This window comes from Xanthomonas sp. DAR 34887 (genome assembly GCF_041245805.1).
Lineage (GTDB): Bacteria > Pseudomonadota > Gammaproteobacteria > Xanthomonadales > Xanthomonadaceae > Xanthomonas_A > Xanthomonas_A tesorieronis.
Genome location: NZ_CP162490.1, coordinates 3,717,708 through 3,734,304 on the forward strand (window position 1 = coordinate 3,717,708; position 16,597 = coordinate 3,734,304).

The following is a 16,597-nucleotide window of genomic DNA, read 5'->3' on the forward strand; positions in this document are numbered from 1 at the left end:
CCGCCATGCCCAGCCGTTCCCGCGCCGCACCGACCTCCCGCGACTACCGCGTGGCCACGCCCGGACGCCTGCCGCTGCTGGGCCTGTGGCTGCCGCTGCTGCTCGCCGCCGGCCTCGTCGCCGCCGTGGGCCTGTCCAGTCCGGACCGCGGCCATCGCCTGCACTGGGCCACCCTGGCGCTGCTGCCGGCGACCGGCACGGCGCTGAGCCTGTTCTACCTGCGGCGCGGCATCCGCCTGGAGGGAAGCACGCTGCTGGTCCGCTCCAGCATGTTCGCCTCGCGCACCGATATCGCGCAGCTCGATCTGGCGCAGGCGCGCGTGATCGACCTGGCCGAGCGCGGCGAATTCGCGCCGAACCGCAAGACCATCGCCTACACGTTGCCCGGCTTCAAATCCGGCCATTTCCGCATGCGCAACGGCCAGCGCGCGTTCTGCCTGCTCACCGATGCCAGCCGCGTGCTGGTACTGCCGTTGCGCGACGGACGCTGGCTGCTGCTGAGCCCGGAGCAGCCGCGGCAGTTGCTGCAGGACCTGCAACGGCTGGCCGCGCACCGCGGTTAGCCCTACCCTGTGCGGATGCGCCCCGCTCCTGCCCTGCTGCTCAATACCGAATGCATCGAACTGCTGCCGGCCAGCTTGCTGCGCGCGCGCAGCAATGTCGATGCGCGCCTGCTCGCGCAGGCGACCTGGCTGTTGCGGCGCAAGCACGACGGCCGCTATCTGGCGGTCGCCTCCGCGCGCGGGCTGCATGCGCTGCTGCCGCGGCTGATGCACGAACCCGGCATCGACGCGGCGCTGGATCGCCTCGACGCGCTGCCCCTGCGCCGACACTCCGACGACGCCGGAGTGCTGCCGCTGAGCGCCTTGCACGAACGCCTGGCCGGCCTCGGCCTGGACGCCGAGGACTACGCGCGCAGCACCGGCCTGGCGCTGCAGGCCGAACCCGCTACCCTGCACGCCGCCGGCCGCGACCGCTACCGCCGCCCGCTGTGGCTGAGCGCCGGCGCCGCGCGCGCCTGGCCGGCGCTGCAGCGCGCCGCCGCGCGCGACGGCGTGGTGCTGGAGGCGATCTCCGGCTACCGCAGCCACGACTACCAACTGGGCATCTTCGCGCGCAAGTTCGCGCGCGGGCAGAGCCTGCAGCAGATCCTGCAGGTCAATGCCGCGCCCGGCTACAGCGAGCACCACAGCGGCGATGCGCTGGACATCGGTACGCCCGGCGAGCCGCCGGCCGAAGAGAGCTTCGAGCGCACCGCAGCCTTCGCCTGGCTGCGCGCGCACGCCGCCGACTTCGGCTACCGGATGAGCTATCCGCGCGACAATCCGCACGGCATCGTCTACGAACCCTGGCATTGGCGCTGGCATGCGGGAGCGTCGGCATGAAACCCGACATGAAGCATCGCGGTGAACGCAGGTTGCGCGGCAGCCTGGCGTGTTGCGCCCTGGGATTGCTGGCCCTGTCGTTCGCCGCCTCGGCGCAATGGCACGATCGCCAGGGCAAGCCGGTCGCCGACAGCGCCGAACGCGCGCACGACAAGAACTTCGCGGCCAGCATCCACGTCGCCGAGGAAGCCGAGTTCGCCCGCTTCGGGAAAGAGTGGAGCGAGAGCGGCAGCAGCCACGGCCCGCAGCTGCGCACGGCCGCACGCGTGCGCCGCGGCAAACCGCTGCGCGTGGTCATGCTGTATTCCGGCTGCGCGCCCAGTCCCAACAACGGCGGCGCCTGCGACGCGCGGATGAGCATGCGCATGCTCCGGCCGGATGGCCAGGTCGCGCTGCAGGAACCTGCGCGCCCGCTCACCACCGGCGGCAAACCGGCCGCGCCGGGCATGCTGGAACTGGCACCGCTGTCGCTGCAGCTGCGCTTCGAACCGGAAGATCCGCTCGGCACCTATACGCTGCACGCCACGCTCAACGATCCCAGCCAGGATGCCTGGGTGCGCGTGCAGACGCAGGTGGAACTGGTCGCCGACTGACGTACCCGCCCTGCCACTCCCATTGAGAACACCTTGCTTATGGACGAGCACATCGACAAGCAGCGCCGCGCGGCCACCGCCGCCCTGCTCGGTGCCGGCGCCGCCCTGGCCCTGCCCGGATGCGCGCGCGATACGGACGCCACCACGCAGGTCACCGACATCGCCGACATCGACCGCACCGCAGTCGCGCGCGTCGCACGGCCACGCACGACGGCCGACGTCGCCGCATTGTTGCGCGGCAGCAGCGGCGCGGTCTCGATCGGCGGCGCGCGCTACAGCATGGGCGGGCAGATCGCTGCCGCCGGCTCGCTGCACCTGGATCTGCGCGACCTGATCGGGCTGGTGCATCTGGATCCGGTCGCGCAGCGCATCCGCGTGCGCAGCGGCATGCGCTGGCGCGACGTGCAGGACCTGATCGATCCGCACGATCTGTCGGTCGCGGTGATGCAGAGCTACAGCAATTTCAGCGTCGGCGGCTCGGTCGCGGTCAACTGCCATGGCCGCTATCTGCATGCCGGGCCGATCGCGCATACGGTGCAGGCGTTGCAACTGGTGGATGCGCAGGGCGAGATTCATGAACTCGACCGCGTGCGCGACGCCGAGCTGTTTGCCGCGGCGATCGGCGGCTACGGCGGGCTCGGCGTGGTCACCGAAGTGGAATTGGCGCTGGCCCGCAACGACATGCTGGAGCGGCGCGTGCAGCGCGTGGCGCTGGCGGACTATCCGGCATTCTTCGCCGAACGCATCGCCGACCCGCGCGCGGTGATGCACAACGCCGACCTGATGCCGCCGCATTTCGATCGCCCGCTGGCGGTGACCTGGCTGCGCAGCGACGCGGCGCCCACCGACACGCGCCGGCTGGTGCCGCGCGGGCAGGACTACGCACGCGAACAGAACCTGATCTGGGCCGCCTCGGAGCTGCCGCTGGGCGAATCGTTGCGCGAGCGCTACCAGACCGAACCGCTGCTGCACACGCCGGCGGTGATGCGCCGCAACTGCCAGGCCAGCCTGGACGCGCGCTCGCTGGAACCGCGCACCCGGCGCATGTCCACCTACCTGCTGCAGGAATACTTCCTGCCGCTGCCGGCATTCGCCGCATTCGCGCGCGAGATGGGGACGATCCTGCGCAACCACGCGGTCAACGCGCTCAACGTTTCGATCCGCCACTCGCCCGCCGACACCGTGTCGTTGCTGCGCTGGGCGCCGCAGCCGGTGTTCTCCTTCGTGCTGTACTACAAGCAGCGCAGCGGCGCCGCGCCGGACCGGGCCGCGGCGGTGTGGACCCGGCAGCTGATCGACGCGGCGCTGGCGCACGGCGGCCGCTACTACCTGCCGTACCGGCTGCACGCCACACCGCAGCAGTTCGCCGCGGCCTATCCCGAAGCCGAGGCGTTCGCACGCATCAAGCGCCGCATCGATCCGCAGCACCGCTTCCGCAATCGGCTGTGGGACAAGTATTTGCCGGCATGAGGCCGGAGACGATGGCGCGCGCGGCGAGATCTGCGGCGGCCAGACGCCCAAGTCGCCGCGCACACGAACGGCGGCAACGCCCCTGTAGGAGCGGCTTCAGCCGCGACATTCGCCTTGCGGAGAGGAGCTGTCGCGGCTGAAGCCGCTCCTACAGAGGAGTATCGCAATGCCGCTGGACGCCCTGCTCCTGCGAATGCGGCGTGGGCAGCGTCACCGCGGCGCTGAAGTCGGCGATCCAAGTTTCCGCCGCGACGGCCGCTATCCACTCTCTAACAACTCGCTGCAAGGACGCCACGCCGATGCCGGACAATCCCTACGCCGCCCCACATGCGCAAACCCCCGCTCCCGCGCCGTCGATGGCCAAGGCGCCCGACACCATCGTGCGCAAGATCATGGCCGGCTGCATCGTTGCCGGCATTCTTGCGGCGATGGACCTAGTCGCTGCCGTACGCGGATTCGTCGCCGGCAACGCGACGAGCGGCATCACCAGCAGCATCGAAGCGGCGCTGGTCTTCGCGCTCGCCTACGGCCTCTACCGCAAGAGTCGGGTGGCCGCCATCCTGATTCTGGCGTACTACGTGCTGGTGCGCATAGCGTTCCTGGTCGCAGGCAGCCTCAACGGCCTGGGCATGGGCGTGCTGGTCGTCATGGTCTTTCTGAGCGCGGCGCGCGGCACCTTCCAGTACAACGGCTGGCTGCAGCAGGAACGGCGTTTCCCGTCCTCGCAGCGTCCGCGCCTGAGCGACGACCCGCTGTTCCGAACGCCAGCGCCCGCGCCAGCCGCCCAGCCCGCAGCGGAGCGCGCCGCGTCGCCTTCGCCCGCGCCCTGAACGGGTGCCGGCGTCCCCGGCAACATCGCGGCCAGGCGCCGCTCGACGCTACTCCTGCGAGCGCGGCGTGGACGTCGTCGCGGCATCGCTGAAATCGGCGATCTTCCACAGGTAGAACGCCACGTAGCTGCGATACGGGCTCCAGCGCTCGCCGCGGGCCAGCAACTCCGCCGGCGTCGGCGGTCGCTCCAGCCGGTCCACCCGCTGCACGCCCTTGCGCACGCCCAGGTCGTCCACCGGCAGCAGGTCGGGACGGCCCAGGCGGAACAGCAGCATCATTTCCACCGTCCAGCGGCCGATGCCGCGGACCGGCAGCAGCGCCTGCACGATCGCCTCGTCGTCCATGAAGGCGAGCTTGCGCAGCGACGGAATCTCGCCGGCCGCCTCGCGCCGCGCCAGATCGCGCAGCGCCAGCGCCTTGTTGCCGGACACCCCGCAGGCGCGCAGGCCGGGATCGTCGATCCGCGCCAGCGTGTCGGCATGCAGCCGGGTGCTGCCGATCGCCGCCTCGACGCGGCCGACGATGGTCGCCGCGGCCTTGCCGCTGAGCTGCTGGAACAGGATCGCGCGCGCCAGCGCATCGACCGGGTCGAACGGCCTGGACCAGCCCGGCTGCGGCGCGATCGGGCCGATCCGGCGCATCCACGCACCGAGCTTGCGGTCGCGCCGGCTCAAATGGTCGTAGGCGGCCTGGGTATCGAATCCACGCGCGTATCGGGGCATCTCAACGCCTCAGCGCATCCAGCGCGTACAGCGCCCAGCCCAGCATCAGCGTCGTGCCGCCGACCGGGGCCAGCCGCGTCGGCCACTGCGCCAGCGCATTGCCGGCCAGGCTGCCGCAAAACAGCAGCGTGCCGAGCAGCAGCAGCGCCAGGGCGATGCGCGCGAGCAGGCGTTCGCTGCTGCGGCCCAGCGCCGCCAGCGCCAGTCCGTGGCCGAAGGCATACAGCGCGGCGGTCTGCAGATGCGATTGCGCCAGCGGCTCGGCGACGCCGTGCGAGGCGTAGGCGGACAGGCCGATCGCGGCGGCCGCCAGCAGGGCGCCGGCACACACCAGCCAGGAGCGTTTGCGCGAACGCCGATCGAGATTCAGCATGACGATCTCCGTTGCGGCCGGTGTTCCGGCCCCACAAACGAAACGCGCCGCAAGAAGCGGCGCGTTTCGGGTCACTCATCCATCCAGGCGACGGCTTACTTGATCGCCCAGTAGATGTCGTACGTGCCTTCCGGCGTGAACGCCTTGTCCACGCCACCCTTCCAGGCTTCGTACGGACGGTCGGTCACGTCGTAGCCGCTGGTCGCGGCCCAGGCGCGGACCGCATTGCGCGCCGCATCCAGGCCCGCCATGTGGCCGGTGTAGCTGGCGAACGCGGAACGGTGCGCTTCGGTACGCAGGTAGGTGACCGGCGCGCCCTGCGGGATGGTCAGCTTCAGCGGATCGCCGCTGGCGGCGACCGGGGTCGCGTCGACCGGAGCCGCAGGAGCCGCCGCATCGTCCTTCTTGTCTTCCGGCTTGGCCGCCGCGTCCGGCTTCGGCGCGCCGCCGGCACGCTTGCGCACCGGCTGGGTGACGTCGAAGGCGTACTTGTCGGCACCGAAATCGGTGGTGACGATGCGCACCGGACCGGCCGCTTCCAGGCCGTTGGCGTCCATCACCCGCTTGATCCACTCCTGGTTGTCCTTGATGGACTTCTTGATGGTGTCGTTGTCGCGGTCGACGTTGCCGGCGTTGACCACCAGCAGATCCTCGGCCGGGACATCGACGACCTTCAGGTCGGTCAGCGGGGTTTCCTCGGCGCGGTAGTCGACGTTCGGCACGGTGGCCAGCACGTTGCTCAGCCGCGACAGGCCCAGCTTGATGTCGTCGCCGACATGGCGGCTCACGTACAGGCCGGCATAGCGACCGAACAGGTCCCAGCCGTACTTGACCGTGTAGTCCTGGGTGATCTTGACGTTGCGACCGCTCTTGCCGGTCGGCTCGAGCTTGAACGACGTGGTCTTGTCGCTGCCCTTGGTCTCGTCCTCGATGCCGATGACGACCTGCTTGTTCTTCTCGGTCGAGGTGATGGTCCAGCTGCCCTTGCCGATGTAGCCCTCGTTGGAGGCGTAATCGAGGCGGGCGCCGACGCCGGCTTCAGGACCGGAAAGCTTCAGCTGGATACGCGGGTCGCGCAGCACCAGAGGGTTCCAGTCCTTGAAACGACGCAGGCTGTTCACCGTGTCATAGACGATGGTCATGCGCCGATTGGTTTCGACGCTCTCGGACATGTGACGCTCCGAAGGCAGCACCAGGCCGACGATGACGAACAGGCCAGCCACGATCCCCAGTGCGATCAGGAATTCGATAATACGGGTCATTCAGGAGGTCTCCGGGGCCGATCCCACGGCCGGGTTAATGAAGCGAAGCGCCCATCCTAGCAGGCTTCGCGGCTCGTGGTCAGCAGATGGCGACGCGGAATTCGGCATAGTGGCGAAAACCCCGCGAAGGCGCCGTGCAAAGCGCCAGGGCGGCACCGTGCGGGCGACCAGACCATTGTCGCGCAGGCAGCAGTGGACAGGCCGGTGCCGGTGCCGGATCGCGGCGGGCGAGCCTGACGAGGCATGGCGTTCGCGCCTGGGCGCGGGCGATGGCGCCGGTCCAGGCGGCCAGACCAATGCAGGTGGCGGTCTTTAATGTCGGATCGTCGGCCGAGACCATCTCCGAGCCCGGCAGGCCGGCCGCTGCGTTCGTCGCGACTGAAGTCGCTCCCACAATGGGGCTGGCGCGGCGCCGGCACCCGCCAACGGCCGGCGCGCAGCGCCGGGCCGGGTCACACATCCTGTCCGTCAGACCAGCTGCAGTTCGAACGCCTTCAGCACCGCGCGGGTGCGGTCGCGCACGCCCAGCTTCGACAGGATGTTGGACACGTGGTTCTTGATCGTGCCCTCGGCCACGCCCAGCGAGTTGGCGATTTCCTTGTTGGAGAAGCCGCTGGCCATCAGCCGCAGGATCTCGGTCTCGCGGTCGGTCAGCGGGTCGGGCCGGTCCAGGCTGACGAAGTCGTTGCGCATGTGCTCCAGGCCCGACAGCAGGCGCTGGGTCACCGCCGGCTGCACCAGCGAGCCGCCGGCGGCCACCGCGCGGATCGCGCCGACCAGTTGCTCCAGCGACACATCCTTGAGCAGGTAGCCCTTGGCCCCGGCCTTGAGCCCGGCCAGTACCAGCTGGTCGTCGTCGAAGGTGGTCAGGATGATGGTCGGCGGCAGCGCGCCGTTGCGCGACAGCAGTTGCAGCGCCTCCAGCCCGGACATCGCCGGCATGCGCATGTCCATCAGCACCACGTCCGGCTTCACCTGCGGGATCAGCTCCACCGCCTGGCGGCCGTCGTTGGCCTCGGCGACCACCTCGATCCCGCCGTCCAACGCTAGCAGCGAGCGGATTCCCTGCCGCACCAGGGTTTGATCGTCGACCAGGCAGACACGGATCATCACAACACTCCTTGTGAAACGGCGGGCGGCAGCAGGGCGGCCGCGCTCGGGACCGAGGCGCGCAGGCGAAAGCCCGTGCCCTGCGGCGCATCGATTTCCAGGCTGCCACCATACTGGCTCAGCCGCTCGCGCATGCCGCGCAGGCCGTTGCCGGGCAGCAGGGCCTCGCAACCGCGGCCATCGTCGTGGGCGCGGATCACCACCTGCGGGCCTTCGCGGCGCACCTGGATCCACAGGTTGTCGGCCTGCGCGTGGCGCACCGTATTGGTGATGATTTCCTGGGTGCAGCGCAGCAAGACATGCGCACGCTCCGGATCCTCGACGGTCAACGGCTCGTCCACCTGCAGGTGGATGCGCAGCGACGGCACCCGCTCGACCAGCGGCCGCAGCGCCGCCGCCAGGTCGATCGCGCCGCTGTCGCGCAGATGGCTGACCGCCTCGCGCACGTCGGTCAGCAGCAGCTTGGCCAGGGTATGCGCCTGATGCACATGCTCCTGCGCGCGGCCCTCGGTGATATGGCCGGCCACTTCCAGGTTCAGGCTCAGCGCGGTCAGGTGGTGGCCGAGCAGGTCGTGCAGCTCGCGCGAGATGCGGGTGCGCTCGTTGACCCGTGCGCTTTCGGCCAGCAACGCGCGGGTGGCGCGCAGTTCGGCATTGAGCTGGCGCTGCTCCTCGCGGGCCTGGGCCTGCTGCCGCGCGACCAGGCTGGTGACGAAGATGAACATGGAGAAGCCGCCGTACAGCAGCGACTGCATCAGCGCGTCGAACAGCGGAAAGCCGACCAGCAGGTAGTAGACCGGCAGCACCGCCAACTGGCTCAGCACCAGCCACAGCACGCCGATCCGCACCGGCAGCAGCCACGGGATCACTCCCGCCGCCACCATCATCAGGATGCTGCCCAGCCCGCTTCCGGTCAGATAGCTGACCGCCAGCGCGCTGACGGTGAGCAGCAGCAGGATCAGGCGATCGTACCAATGCGCGTGGCCGCCGCTGCCCAGCCCGCGGGTCAGCCAGTAGTAGCTGCCGCCGAAGGCGATGAAGAAGCCGGACATCATCGCCGCCTCCCAGCCGCCACGCCGGTTCACCCCCTCCTCCGGGATCCAGTAGGTGTAGACCAGCGGCATGGCGATCATGGCCCAGGTGAACAGGCCGGCGAAGCGCAGGACGCGGGTATGGCTGAGGTTTCCCAACATGCACGCATCTTAGGATGAACGGCGCGCAATGCACTCCCACGGAAGTCATGCATGCGCGGCTCGCCGCCCCGGGCCACGCGTGCGATAATCCGGCCGGCGGTCCGCATCTGGCCGCGCGCGCATCAGCAACGGAGTCCCAATGTCGATCGTCATCCGCGACGTGCGCGAGCACGAGCTCGATTCGGTCCTGGCCCTGAACAACAACGCCGGACTGGCGATCCTGCCGCTGGATTCGGCCAAGCTGCACCGCTTCTACGAGACCGCAGAATACTTCCGCGTCGCCGAGCGCGACGGCAACCTGGCCGGCTTCCTGGTCGGGTTCGGCGGCGACAGCGATCACGACAGCAGCAATTTCGCCTGGTTTCGCGAGCGCTACCCCGCCTTCTTCTATATCGACCGCATCGTGGTGGCCAGCCGCCGCCGCGGCGGTGGCGTCGGCCGCGCGTTCTATGCCGACGTGCAGAGCTATGCCGAGCTGCGCTACCCGCAGCTGGCGTGTGAGGTTTTCCTGGACCACGGCGCGGACGCGGCGCTGCTGTTCCACGGCAGCTTCGGTTTCCGCGAAGTGGGCCAGAACACGATGAACGAAGTGGAGGTGCGTGCCAGCATGCTGTTGAAGGATCTGTGCAGTTACGCCTGGGTCCGCGAGACCTACGGCGAGCAGTTGCCCGACCTGCCCTGGGTCGGCCATGCCCGTCGCCTGCAACGGGCCCCGCGCCCGACCGGGACCTGAGCGTGTCGTCGGTGAATCTGGATTTCGAGCAGGCAGGCGAACTGAAGATCGGCCAGGTCGGCATCGCCAACCTGCGCATCCGCACCCTGGACGTGGCGCGCCTGACCCAGGAAATGCGCGAGCGCGTGCAGCGCGCGCCCAAGCTGTTCGGCCGCGCCGCGGTGATCATCGATTTCGGCGGCCTGGCGCAGACGCCCGACACCGCCACCGCGCGCGCGCTGCTGGAAGGCCTGCGCGAGGCCGGCGTGCTGCCGGTGGCGCTGGCCTACGGCACCCGCGAGATCGAACAGCTGTCCGAAGCGCTGGGCCTGCCGCTGCTGGCCAAGTTCCGCGCCCAGTACGAGCGCATCGACGGCGGCGCCCCTGCCGCCGCACCCGCCCCGGTCTCGCCGCCGCCCCCGCCGCCGCCCGCCCCTGCGGCGCGCCCGCAACCGGGCCGCATGCAGAAGACCGCGGTGCGCTCGGGCCAGCAGCTGTACGCGGAGAACTGCGACCTGACCGTGGTGGCCACGGTCGGCGCCGGTGCCGAAGTGATCTCCGACGGCAGCATCCATATCTACGGCAGCCTGCGCGGTCGCGCGCTGGCCGGCGCGCAAGGCAACACCGATGCGCGGATCTTCTGCCGAGACTTCCACGCCGAACTGGTCGCCATCGCCGGCCACTACAAGGTGCTGGACGATATCCCCAAGGAACTGCGTGGCAAGGCCGTCCAGGTCTGGCTGGAGCAGGACCAGATCAAGATCGCCGCGCAAGATTGACGCGGCCCTACAACCGAACGTATCAGGAGATAGTCCTTTGGCTGAAATTATCGTAGTCACCTCCGGCAAGGGCGGCGTCGGCAAGACCACCACCAGCGCGAGCCTGGCCTGCGGGCTGGCGCGACGCGGCAAGAAGGTCGCCGTGATCGACTTCGACGTGGGCCTGCGCAACCTCGACCTGATCATGGGCTGCGAGCGCCGGGTGGTGTACGACTTCGTCAACGTGGTGCACGGCGAGGCCACGCTCAAGCAATCGCTGATCAAGGACAAGCGCTTCGACAACCTGTACGTGCTGGCCGCCTCGCAGACCCGCGACAAGGACGCGCTGACCCAGGAAGGCGTGGAGAAGGTGCTCAAGGACCTGGTCGCCGACGGCTTCGAGTACATCGTCTGCGATTCGCCGGCCGGCATCGAGAAGGGCGCGTTCCTGGCGATGTATTTCGCCGACCGCGCGGTGGTCGTGGTCAATCCGGAAGTCTCCTCGGTACGCGACTCCGACCGCATCATCGGCCTGCTCGACTCCAAGACCCGCAAGGCCGAGGAAGGCAAGGCCGTGCCGGCGTTCCTGCTGCTGACCCGCTACAGCCCAGGCCGGGTGGAAGGCGGCGAGATGCTCAGCATCACCGACGTGGAGGAAGTGCTGGGGCTCAAGGCGATCGGCGTGATCCCCGAATCCGGCGATGTGCTCAACGCCTCCAACAAGGGCGAGCCGGTGATCCTGGACGGCGAGTCCCCGGCCGGCCAGGCGTACGACGACGCGGTGGCCCGGATCATGGGCGAAGAGCGCCCGATGCGCTTCATCTCCGTGGAGAAGAAGGGCTTCTTCACCAAGTTGTTCGGAGGGTGAGCATGGGACTATTCGACTTTCTCAAGGCCAAGAAGAACACCGCCGAGACGGCCAAGAACCGCCTGCAGATCATCATCGCGCAGGAGCGCAACCACCGCGGCGGCCCGGATTACCTGCCGCTGCTGCAGCGCGAACTGCTGGAAGTGATCAAGAAGTACGTCAACATCGACGCCGACGCGGTCAAGGTGGACCTGGTCAAGGACGGCGAACACGACGTGCTCGATATCTCGGTGGCGTTGCCGGAAGGGCCGACGCCCTAAGTAGTGGAGCGCGCCATGGTCGCCGACGGCGGCCGCGGCGCGCAGCATGTGCCGCATCGTCGGCGGTGTGTTTGGCATAACATCCTGGCGAGGCTGCACTGCGGTGTCTGCAATTCGCCATGGTTGCGTGCACAACGCCAGCTGCGCCCACCGAACGCATGATCTTTGGCGGCGCGGTGGTCGAATTATCCGCTTGCCCAACCGTGCGCCACCGCGTTGCCGATTGCGTCACGCGCCGCTTCTCCTTGCCGAGCTCCCGATGCAGACCGACGACTCCCGCTCCGCGCCCGCTGCCGAGGTCCTGACCGTCGGTGCCATCGGCCTGGACGCGCCGCGCGCGTTGCTGGCCCGGCATGGACTGATGCTGCATCGGGTCGCCGACGGCGCCAAGATTCCCGGCAGCTACTGGGGCGAACCGGAAGCCGGCGTGATCGCCAGCGACGTGTACGTGCGCGACGACACGCCGGTGCACTCGCTGCTGCACGAAGCCTGCCACCTGATCGTGCTGCCGCCGGAACGGCGCGCGCTGGTGCATACCGACGCCACCGACTCGGTCGAGGAAGAGGATGCCACCTGCTACCTGCAGATCGTGCTGGCCGACGCGCTGCCCGGCGTCGGCAGCGCGCGACTGATGGCCGACATGGATGCCTGGGGCTACACCTACCGGCTGGGCTCCACCCGCGCATGGTTCGAACAGGATGCCGAGGACGCGCGCGCCTGGCTGCTGCAGCGCGGCCTGTTGCCGCAGCCGGACTGAGACCCGCGTAAGCAAGCGCATCGGTCTTCGAGCTCTTGCAGCAACGCCCGCAAGCCACATTGCAGGAGCGGCTTCAGCCGCGGCCAGCGAAAAGCGCGGATGACAACCAGCGGCGCATGCAGTCGGGGCTGAAGCCCCTCCCACAGTGCACCCAGCAACCTGCCCTAAGCGACTGTAGGAGCGGCTTCAGCCGCGACGAACGAAGTGCAGATGCCAACCGGTCCGTACATGCAATCGGGGCTGAAACCCCTCCCACTGTGCACCTAGCAAACTTGCCCTAAGCAACTGTAGGAGCGGCTTCAGCCGCGACGAACGAAGCATGTATGCCGACCGGCGATGCATACAGTCGGGACTGAAATCCCTCCCACAATGCACACAGCCAATTTGCCGCTAGCCCATTGTGGGAGCGACTTCAGGGCACCTCTAATAACCCCCAAAGGCAGGTCGATGCACTTGCGAGACGCCGACACGCCGAGCCACAGGTTTCGGCATCGAGACGTTCGAGATGCCATGGAGTGGCAAAGGCGCATTGGCGGCAGACGGTGGCGTCGCGCCCGCGTTTCTCATGGACGCCTTGGCATCGCGGCCGCTTCGTTCTCCTGTCGCGGCTGAAGCCGCTCCTACACGTGCGCGCCGTGCTCTTGTAGGAGCAACTGTCTTCTCACCCGGTTGCCTCTTGCCATGGTGTGCGATCACGCGCCATGGCGTTGAGGCGGATCAGCAGCACGCGCATGCACGCGGTGATGGCCACCTTAGCGGGCTTGCCGCGTGCCCGTAGCTGGTGATAGCGCTCCTTGAAGGAGGCTTGGGTGCGCACGACGCTCCAACAGGCCATGTAGAGCACCCGTCGGATCGGGGCCCGCCCGCCGCGGATGCGGCGTTTGCCACGGTGCTTGCCGCTGTCCACGTTGTAGGGCGCCACGCCGACCAGAGCCGCGATCTGGCGGCGGTCCAGGGTGCCCAACTCAGGCAGGTAGGCGATCAGGCTGGCCGTGGTGACCTCGCCGATGCCAGGGACCGCGCTCAGCGAGCGCGCCAGTGCATCGTCGAGCTGGTGCTGCACCTGCTTGATCGCCTGGTTCATCCGCTGGAGACGGCGACGCAAGTCGCCGATCTGTTGGATCAGACACTCACGCACCACGGCCAGGGTCGCCTGATGCAACCGACGGCGCTCGTCGTCGCGCTGCTGGACCAGTTGTTCGCGGCGCTGGACCAGCATGCGCAGTTGCTCGCGCAAGGGATCGGGAAGCGGCGCGGGCGCTTGCACCAGCTGGGCCATGCGCGCGAGCAAGGCCGCATCCAGCGGATCGGTCTTGGCAATGGTGCCCAAGGCCGTGGCGAACGCGCGCGCGCGGCGCGGATTGATCCGGGTCACCGGCAGGCCTGCCGAGGCCAGGGCATTCATGACCGCTCGTTCGTAGCCGCCGGTGGCCTCCAGCAGCACGTTGCCGACACACTGCCCGGCAAGATGGTCACACAGGCGTTGGTGGCCCTGGGCGGTATTGGGAAAGGACAGCAACTGGTTCAGGGGAAGCACGTGAACGGCCAAGGTGTCCTTGGCCACATCCAGACCAATCCAAAGAGGCATAAGCGTTAGGTAGACTGAGGGGCAGGAGAGAGCTGCCTCGTGGCTGCCCACGCTTGTGAAGTTCGAGCGAGCGCTCGTTCAACTGTTCGGGCTAGGCAACGAGGTCGATGTGCGGCCGCCCTGGCTCCTACACGTGCTCGAACACTGCGGCCTGTCGGCGTGCCGCACATCGCTCTCCAATCAAACTGTAGACCAACTTCCAGACACAAGCGGCTTCAGCCGCGACAGAAAAAAGGAACACGCCATCGCCACGCGCAGCGTGCAGCGTGCAGCTTCCGGAATGGAGTTGTTAGAGGCGCCCTGAAGTCGCTAGCGCAAGGGACTCGTGGCGAGCCGGCTGGGTGCACTGTGGGAGGGACTTCAGTCCCGACTGCCACCGAGGCGGGATAGCGTCATGGCTTCGTTCGTCGCGGCTGAAGCCGCTCCTACAGGGTGTGCTCCTACAGGGTTCGCTATCCGGACCGCAAGGTGCGCTGCCTGGGCCGCGATGCCGACACCGAGCCGATACCGCTCCAGCGCAAGCGCGCATGCGCTACGCCGCCCCACCGTCCTTCAATGCCGGACTCAGATCCAATGTCGCCCGCGTGCCCTGCCCCGCGTCCGAATCCAGTTGCAGCGACCAGCCCAGGTGCTCGCACAGGCGCGCGATCAGGTCCAGGCCGATGCCGCTGCCCTCGCGGCCGCCGCCGCGGGCCATGCGCATGTAGATGGCGCTGATCTCTTCCGGCGCCATGCCGTGGCCGGGGTCGTCGATGCGCACCACGCCCGGCGCCGGCATCGCGATCTGGATGACGCCCTGGTCGCTGTTTTCGATGGCGTTGCGCAGCAGGTTGCCGATCGCCGCCTGCACGATCGCCAGCGGCGCCAGCACCTCGCACGGCGGCAGCGGCGCCAGCACCAGTTCCAGGCGCTTGTCGGCGCACAGGTGGCGATGGTCTTCGACGATGTCCGGCAGCAACTGGTCCAGGCGCACCAGGTCGCTGCCGCGCGCCAGCCGCGCCGGGTCCTTGGCCAGCACCAACAGCAACGAAATCAATTGGCCGACGCCGCTGGCGGTGCGGCGGATGCGCAGCAGCTGGTTGCGCGCGCTGGGCGGGACGTCGGGCTGTTCCAGCGCCAGTTCGGCGGCGCCGCCGATCACCGCCACGGGGGTGCGCAATTCATGGCTGGCGCTGTCGATGAAGGCGCGCTCGCGCTCGACGAACAGGTCGTTGCGCAGCAGGTAGTCGTTCAACGCATCGGCGATCACCACCTGTTCGGCGCTGGCGCGCGGATGCACTTCGATGCGCTGGCCCGGCCGGTCCGGACGCAGGCTGCCGATGCGTTGCGCCATGTCGGTGAGCGGCTGCACCACCCGGCCCAGGCCCCAGGCCACCAGCGCGCCGAGCAGCAGCACCGCGATCACGTTGGACAGCAGCATCCACAGCGCCAGGTTTTCCTCGTGCTTCTGCAATTCGGTGATGTCCAGCGACAGCGCCAGGCGGCGGCCGCGCACGTCCTGCACCAACACGACTTTCTCGCGCCCCTCCAGCGGCACGTCGTCGTGCAGACCCGGCGCCAGCGCCGCCACCGCCGGCGGCAGCGGTTCGCCACCTTCGTCGCCGTACAGGCTCACGGTGCGGGTATCGATCCAGCGGTAATCCGGATCAACCGCGCTGCGCGCCAGGAAGTGCTCCAGTTCGGAGCTGAGCAGCGAACGCCAGGTCAGCTGCTCGGCCTGGTCGTTGACGATGTAGCCGTGCACGAACACCGCCAGCGACAGCAGCGCCGCATAGCCGACCAGCCACAGGGTGATGCGCTGCCGCAGCCCGGTTCTACGCGGCATGCTCTTGCTCGTGCGGGTCCACCACCGCAAGCCGGTAACCGATGCGCGGCAGGGTGTGGATCAGCTTGGTCGCAAACGGGCCATCCACGCTGCGCCGCAGGTCGTAGATATGCGAGCGCAGCATGTCGCCATCCGGCGGCTCGTCGCCCCACAGCGCCTGCTCCAGGCGGTCGCGGGTGACCGCGGCCGGGCTGGCCTGCATCAGCACTTCCAGCAGCTTGCGGCAGGCCGGATACAGGTGCAGGGTGCGGCCGCCGCGGGTCGCCTCCAGCGTGCCCAGGTCCAGTTGCAGGTCGCCCACACGCAGCAGCTTGCTGCGGCCGCGGCCCTGCGCACGCACCAGCAACGCCTCCAGCCGCACTTCCAGTTCCGGCAGCGCGAACGGCTTGGTCAGGTAGTCGTCGGCGCCGGCGCGGAAACCGGCGATCTTGTCCGGCAGTTCGTCGCGCGCGGTGAGCATGATCACCGGCACTTCGGCATGGTGCTGCTCGCGCATCGCGCGCAGCACCTGCGGCCCGTCCAGGCGCGGCAGCATCCAGTCCAGGATCACCGCGTCGTAATGCTGGGTGGTGGCCAGGTGCAGGCCGGTGACGCCGTCCGGTGCCGCATCCAGAGTGTGGCCGCGCACCTCGAAGTAGTCGAACAGGTTCGCGACCAGGTTCCGGTTGTCCTCTATCACCAACAGCCGCATGGCACTCGCTCGCATTCCGGGACGACGGGGGGAAGCCGCCATGCTAGCGGATACGCGTCGGAGCGCGGTCGGAACGCTGCATCTTGATCGAATCTCGATGAATCCTGGACCGAACCCGAATACCGCCACGGCAACCTGGGCTGAAGCGCCGCACGTGTGGCGCCGCAATCCGACCGGTCTCCGACAAGGCCCGCAACAC

Annotated in this window: 18 protein-coding genes; 10 read left to right on the forward strand and 8 right to left on the reverse strand. The window is 68.7% G+C overall.

Features of this window, described 5'->3' with window-relative positions:
- Positions 1 to 5 precede the first annotated feature (5 nt).
- The 5 genes from AB3X08_RS15615 to AB3X08_RS15635 all read left to right on the forward strand — a co-directional run bounded on the left by AB3X08_RS15615 (position 6) and on the right by AB3X08_RS15635 (position 4,278).
- A complete protein-coding gene (locus tag AB3X08_RS15615) occupies positions 6 to 563 on the forward strand; it encodes a PH domain-containing protein (RefSeq protein ID WP_369933720.1) in 558 nt (185 codons plus the stop codon).
- A gap of 15 nt (positions 564 to 578) precedes the next feature.
- The gene (locus tag AB3X08_RS15620) at positions 579 to 1,385 is read left to right on the forward strand and encodes a M15 family metallopeptidase (RefSeq protein WP_369933722.1); all 807 of its coding nucleotides are present in this window, start codon (positions 579 to 581) and stop codon (positions 1,383 to 1,385) included.
- 8 nt (positions 1,386 to 1,393) lie between these two features.
- A complete protein-coding gene (locus AB3X08_RS15625; RefSeq protein ID WP_369933723.1) occupies positions 1,394 to 1,978 on the forward strand; it encodes a hypothetical protein in 585 nt (194 codons plus the stop codon).
- Between the two features lie 39 nt (positions 1,979 to 2,017).
- Complete coding sequence (locus AB3X08_RS15630) at positions 2,018 to 3,448, forward strand: FAD-binding oxidoreductase (RefSeq protein WP_369933724.1); 1,431 nt, start codon at positions 2,018 to 2,020, stop codon at positions 3,446 to 3,448.
- A 200-nt stretch (positions 3,449 to 3,648) separates the two neighbouring features.
- The gene (locus tag AB3X08_RS15635) at positions 3,649 to 4,278 is read left to right on the forward strand and encodes a hypothetical protein (protein WP_369933725.1); all 630 of its coding nucleotides are present in this window, start codon (positions 3,649 to 3,651) and stop codon (positions 4,276 to 4,278) included.
- 48 nt (positions 4,279 to 4,326) lie between these two features.
- Here AB3X08_RS15635 and AB3X08_RS15640 read toward each other — a convergent pair whose 3' ends face one another.
- The 5 genes from AB3X08_RS15640 to AB3X08_RS15660 all read right to left on the reverse strand — a co-directional run bounded on the left by AB3X08_RS15640 (position 4,327) and on the right by AB3X08_RS15660 (position 8,939).
- Entirely contained in the window at positions 4,327 to 5,001 is a 675-nt protein-coding gene (locus AB3X08_RS15640; RefSeq protein WP_369933726.1) for a DNA-3-methyladenine glycosylase family protein, read from the reverse strand.
- A 1-nt stretch (position 5,002) separates the two neighbouring features.
- Entirely contained in the window at positions 5,003 to 5,374 is a 372-nt protein-coding gene (locus AB3X08_RS15645; protein ID WP_369933727.1) for a DUF423 domain-containing protein, read from the reverse strand.
- Between the two features lie 95 nt (positions 5,375 to 5,469).
- Positions 5,470 to 6,636 (reverse strand): polyketide cyclase, encoded by a 1,167-nt coding sequence (locus tag AB3X08_RS15650; RefSeq protein ID WP_369933729.1) that lies wholly within the window; start codon positions 6,634 to 6,636, stop codon positions 5,470 to 5,472.
- A 468-nt stretch (positions 6,637 to 7,104) separates the two neighbouring features.
- A complete protein-coding gene (locus AB3X08_RS15655; protein WP_184411502.1) occupies positions 7,105 to 7,746 on the reverse strand; it encodes a response regulator in 642 nt (213 codons plus the stop codon).
- Positions 7,746 to 8,939 (reverse strand): sensor histidine kinase, encoded by a 1,194-nt coding sequence (locus AB3X08_RS15660; RefSeq protein WP_369933731.1) that lies wholly within the window; start codon positions 8,937 to 8,939, stop codon positions 7,746 to 7,748. The genes AB3X08_RS15655 and AB3X08_RS15660 overlap by 1 nt, the downstream gene beginning before the upstream one ends.
- Positions 8,940 to 9,078: 139 nt before the next feature.
- Here AB3X08_RS15660 and AB3X08_RS15665 point away from each other — a divergent pair, with 139 nt between their 5' ends.
- From AB3X08_RS15665 to AB3X08_RS15685, 5 genes are all read left to right on the forward strand, one after another.
- Entirely contained in the window at positions 9,079 to 9,672 is a 594-nt protein-coding gene (locus AB3X08_RS15665) for a GNAT family N-acetyltransferase (protein ID WP_369933732.1), read from the forward strand.
- A 2-nt stretch (positions 9,673 to 9,674) separates the two neighbouring features.
- Complete coding sequence (gene minC, locus AB3X08_RS15670; RefSeq protein WP_369933734.1) at positions 9,675 to 10,430, forward strand: septum site-determining protein MinC; 756 nt, start codon at positions 9,675 to 9,677, stop codon at positions 10,428 to 10,430.
- A 37-nt stretch (positions 10,431 to 10,467) separates the two neighbouring features.
- Complete coding sequence (gene minD / locus AB3X08_RS15675; protein WP_369933735.1) at positions 10,468 to 11,277, forward strand: septum site-determining protein MinD; 810 nt, start codon at positions 10,468 to 10,470, stop codon at positions 11,275 to 11,277.
- A gap of 2 nt (positions 11,278 to 11,279) precedes the next feature.
- Positions 11,280 to 11,537, forward strand: coding sequence for a cell division topological specificity factor MinE (gene minE, locus AB3X08_RS15680; protein WP_009608870.1), 258 nt, complete (start codon positions 11,280 to 11,282; stop codon positions 11,535 to 11,537).
- 259 nt (positions 11,538 to 11,796) lie between these two features.
- Positions 11,797 to 12,294 carry a hypothetical protein gene (locus tag AB3X08_RS15685; protein ID WP_369933736.1) on the forward strand — a complete coding sequence of 166 codons (498 nt, stop codon included), beginning with the start codon at positions 11,797 to 11,799 and terminating at the stop codon, positions 12,292 to 12,294.
- A gap of 661 nt (positions 12,295 to 12,955) precedes the next feature.
- Here the strand turns inward: AB3X08_RS15685 and AB3X08_RS15690 are convergent.
- The 3 genes from AB3X08_RS15690 to AB3X08_RS15700 form a co-directional block, all read right to left on the reverse strand.
- Entirely contained in the window at positions 12,956 to 13,858 is a 903-nt protein-coding gene (locus tag AB3X08_RS15690; protein ID WP_369933738.1) for an IS110 family transposase, read from the reverse strand.
- 556 nt (positions 13,859 to 14,414) lie between these two features.
- Positions 14,415 to 15,707, reverse strand: coding sequence for a sensor histidine kinase (locus AB3X08_RS15695; protein ID WP_369933740.1), 1,293 nt, complete (start codon positions 15,705 to 15,707; stop codon positions 14,415 to 14,417).
- Positions 15,697 to 16,398: a response regulator transcription factor gene (locus AB3X08_RS15700; RefSeq protein WP_206231166.1), complete on the reverse strand. Its 702-nt coding sequence runs from the start codon at positions 16,396 to 16,398 to the stop codon at positions 15,697 to 15,699. Before AB3X08_RS15700 ends, AB3X08_RS15695 begins: the two co-directional genes overlap by 11 nt.
- Between the last annotated feature and the right edge of the window lie 199 nt (positions 16,399 to 16,597).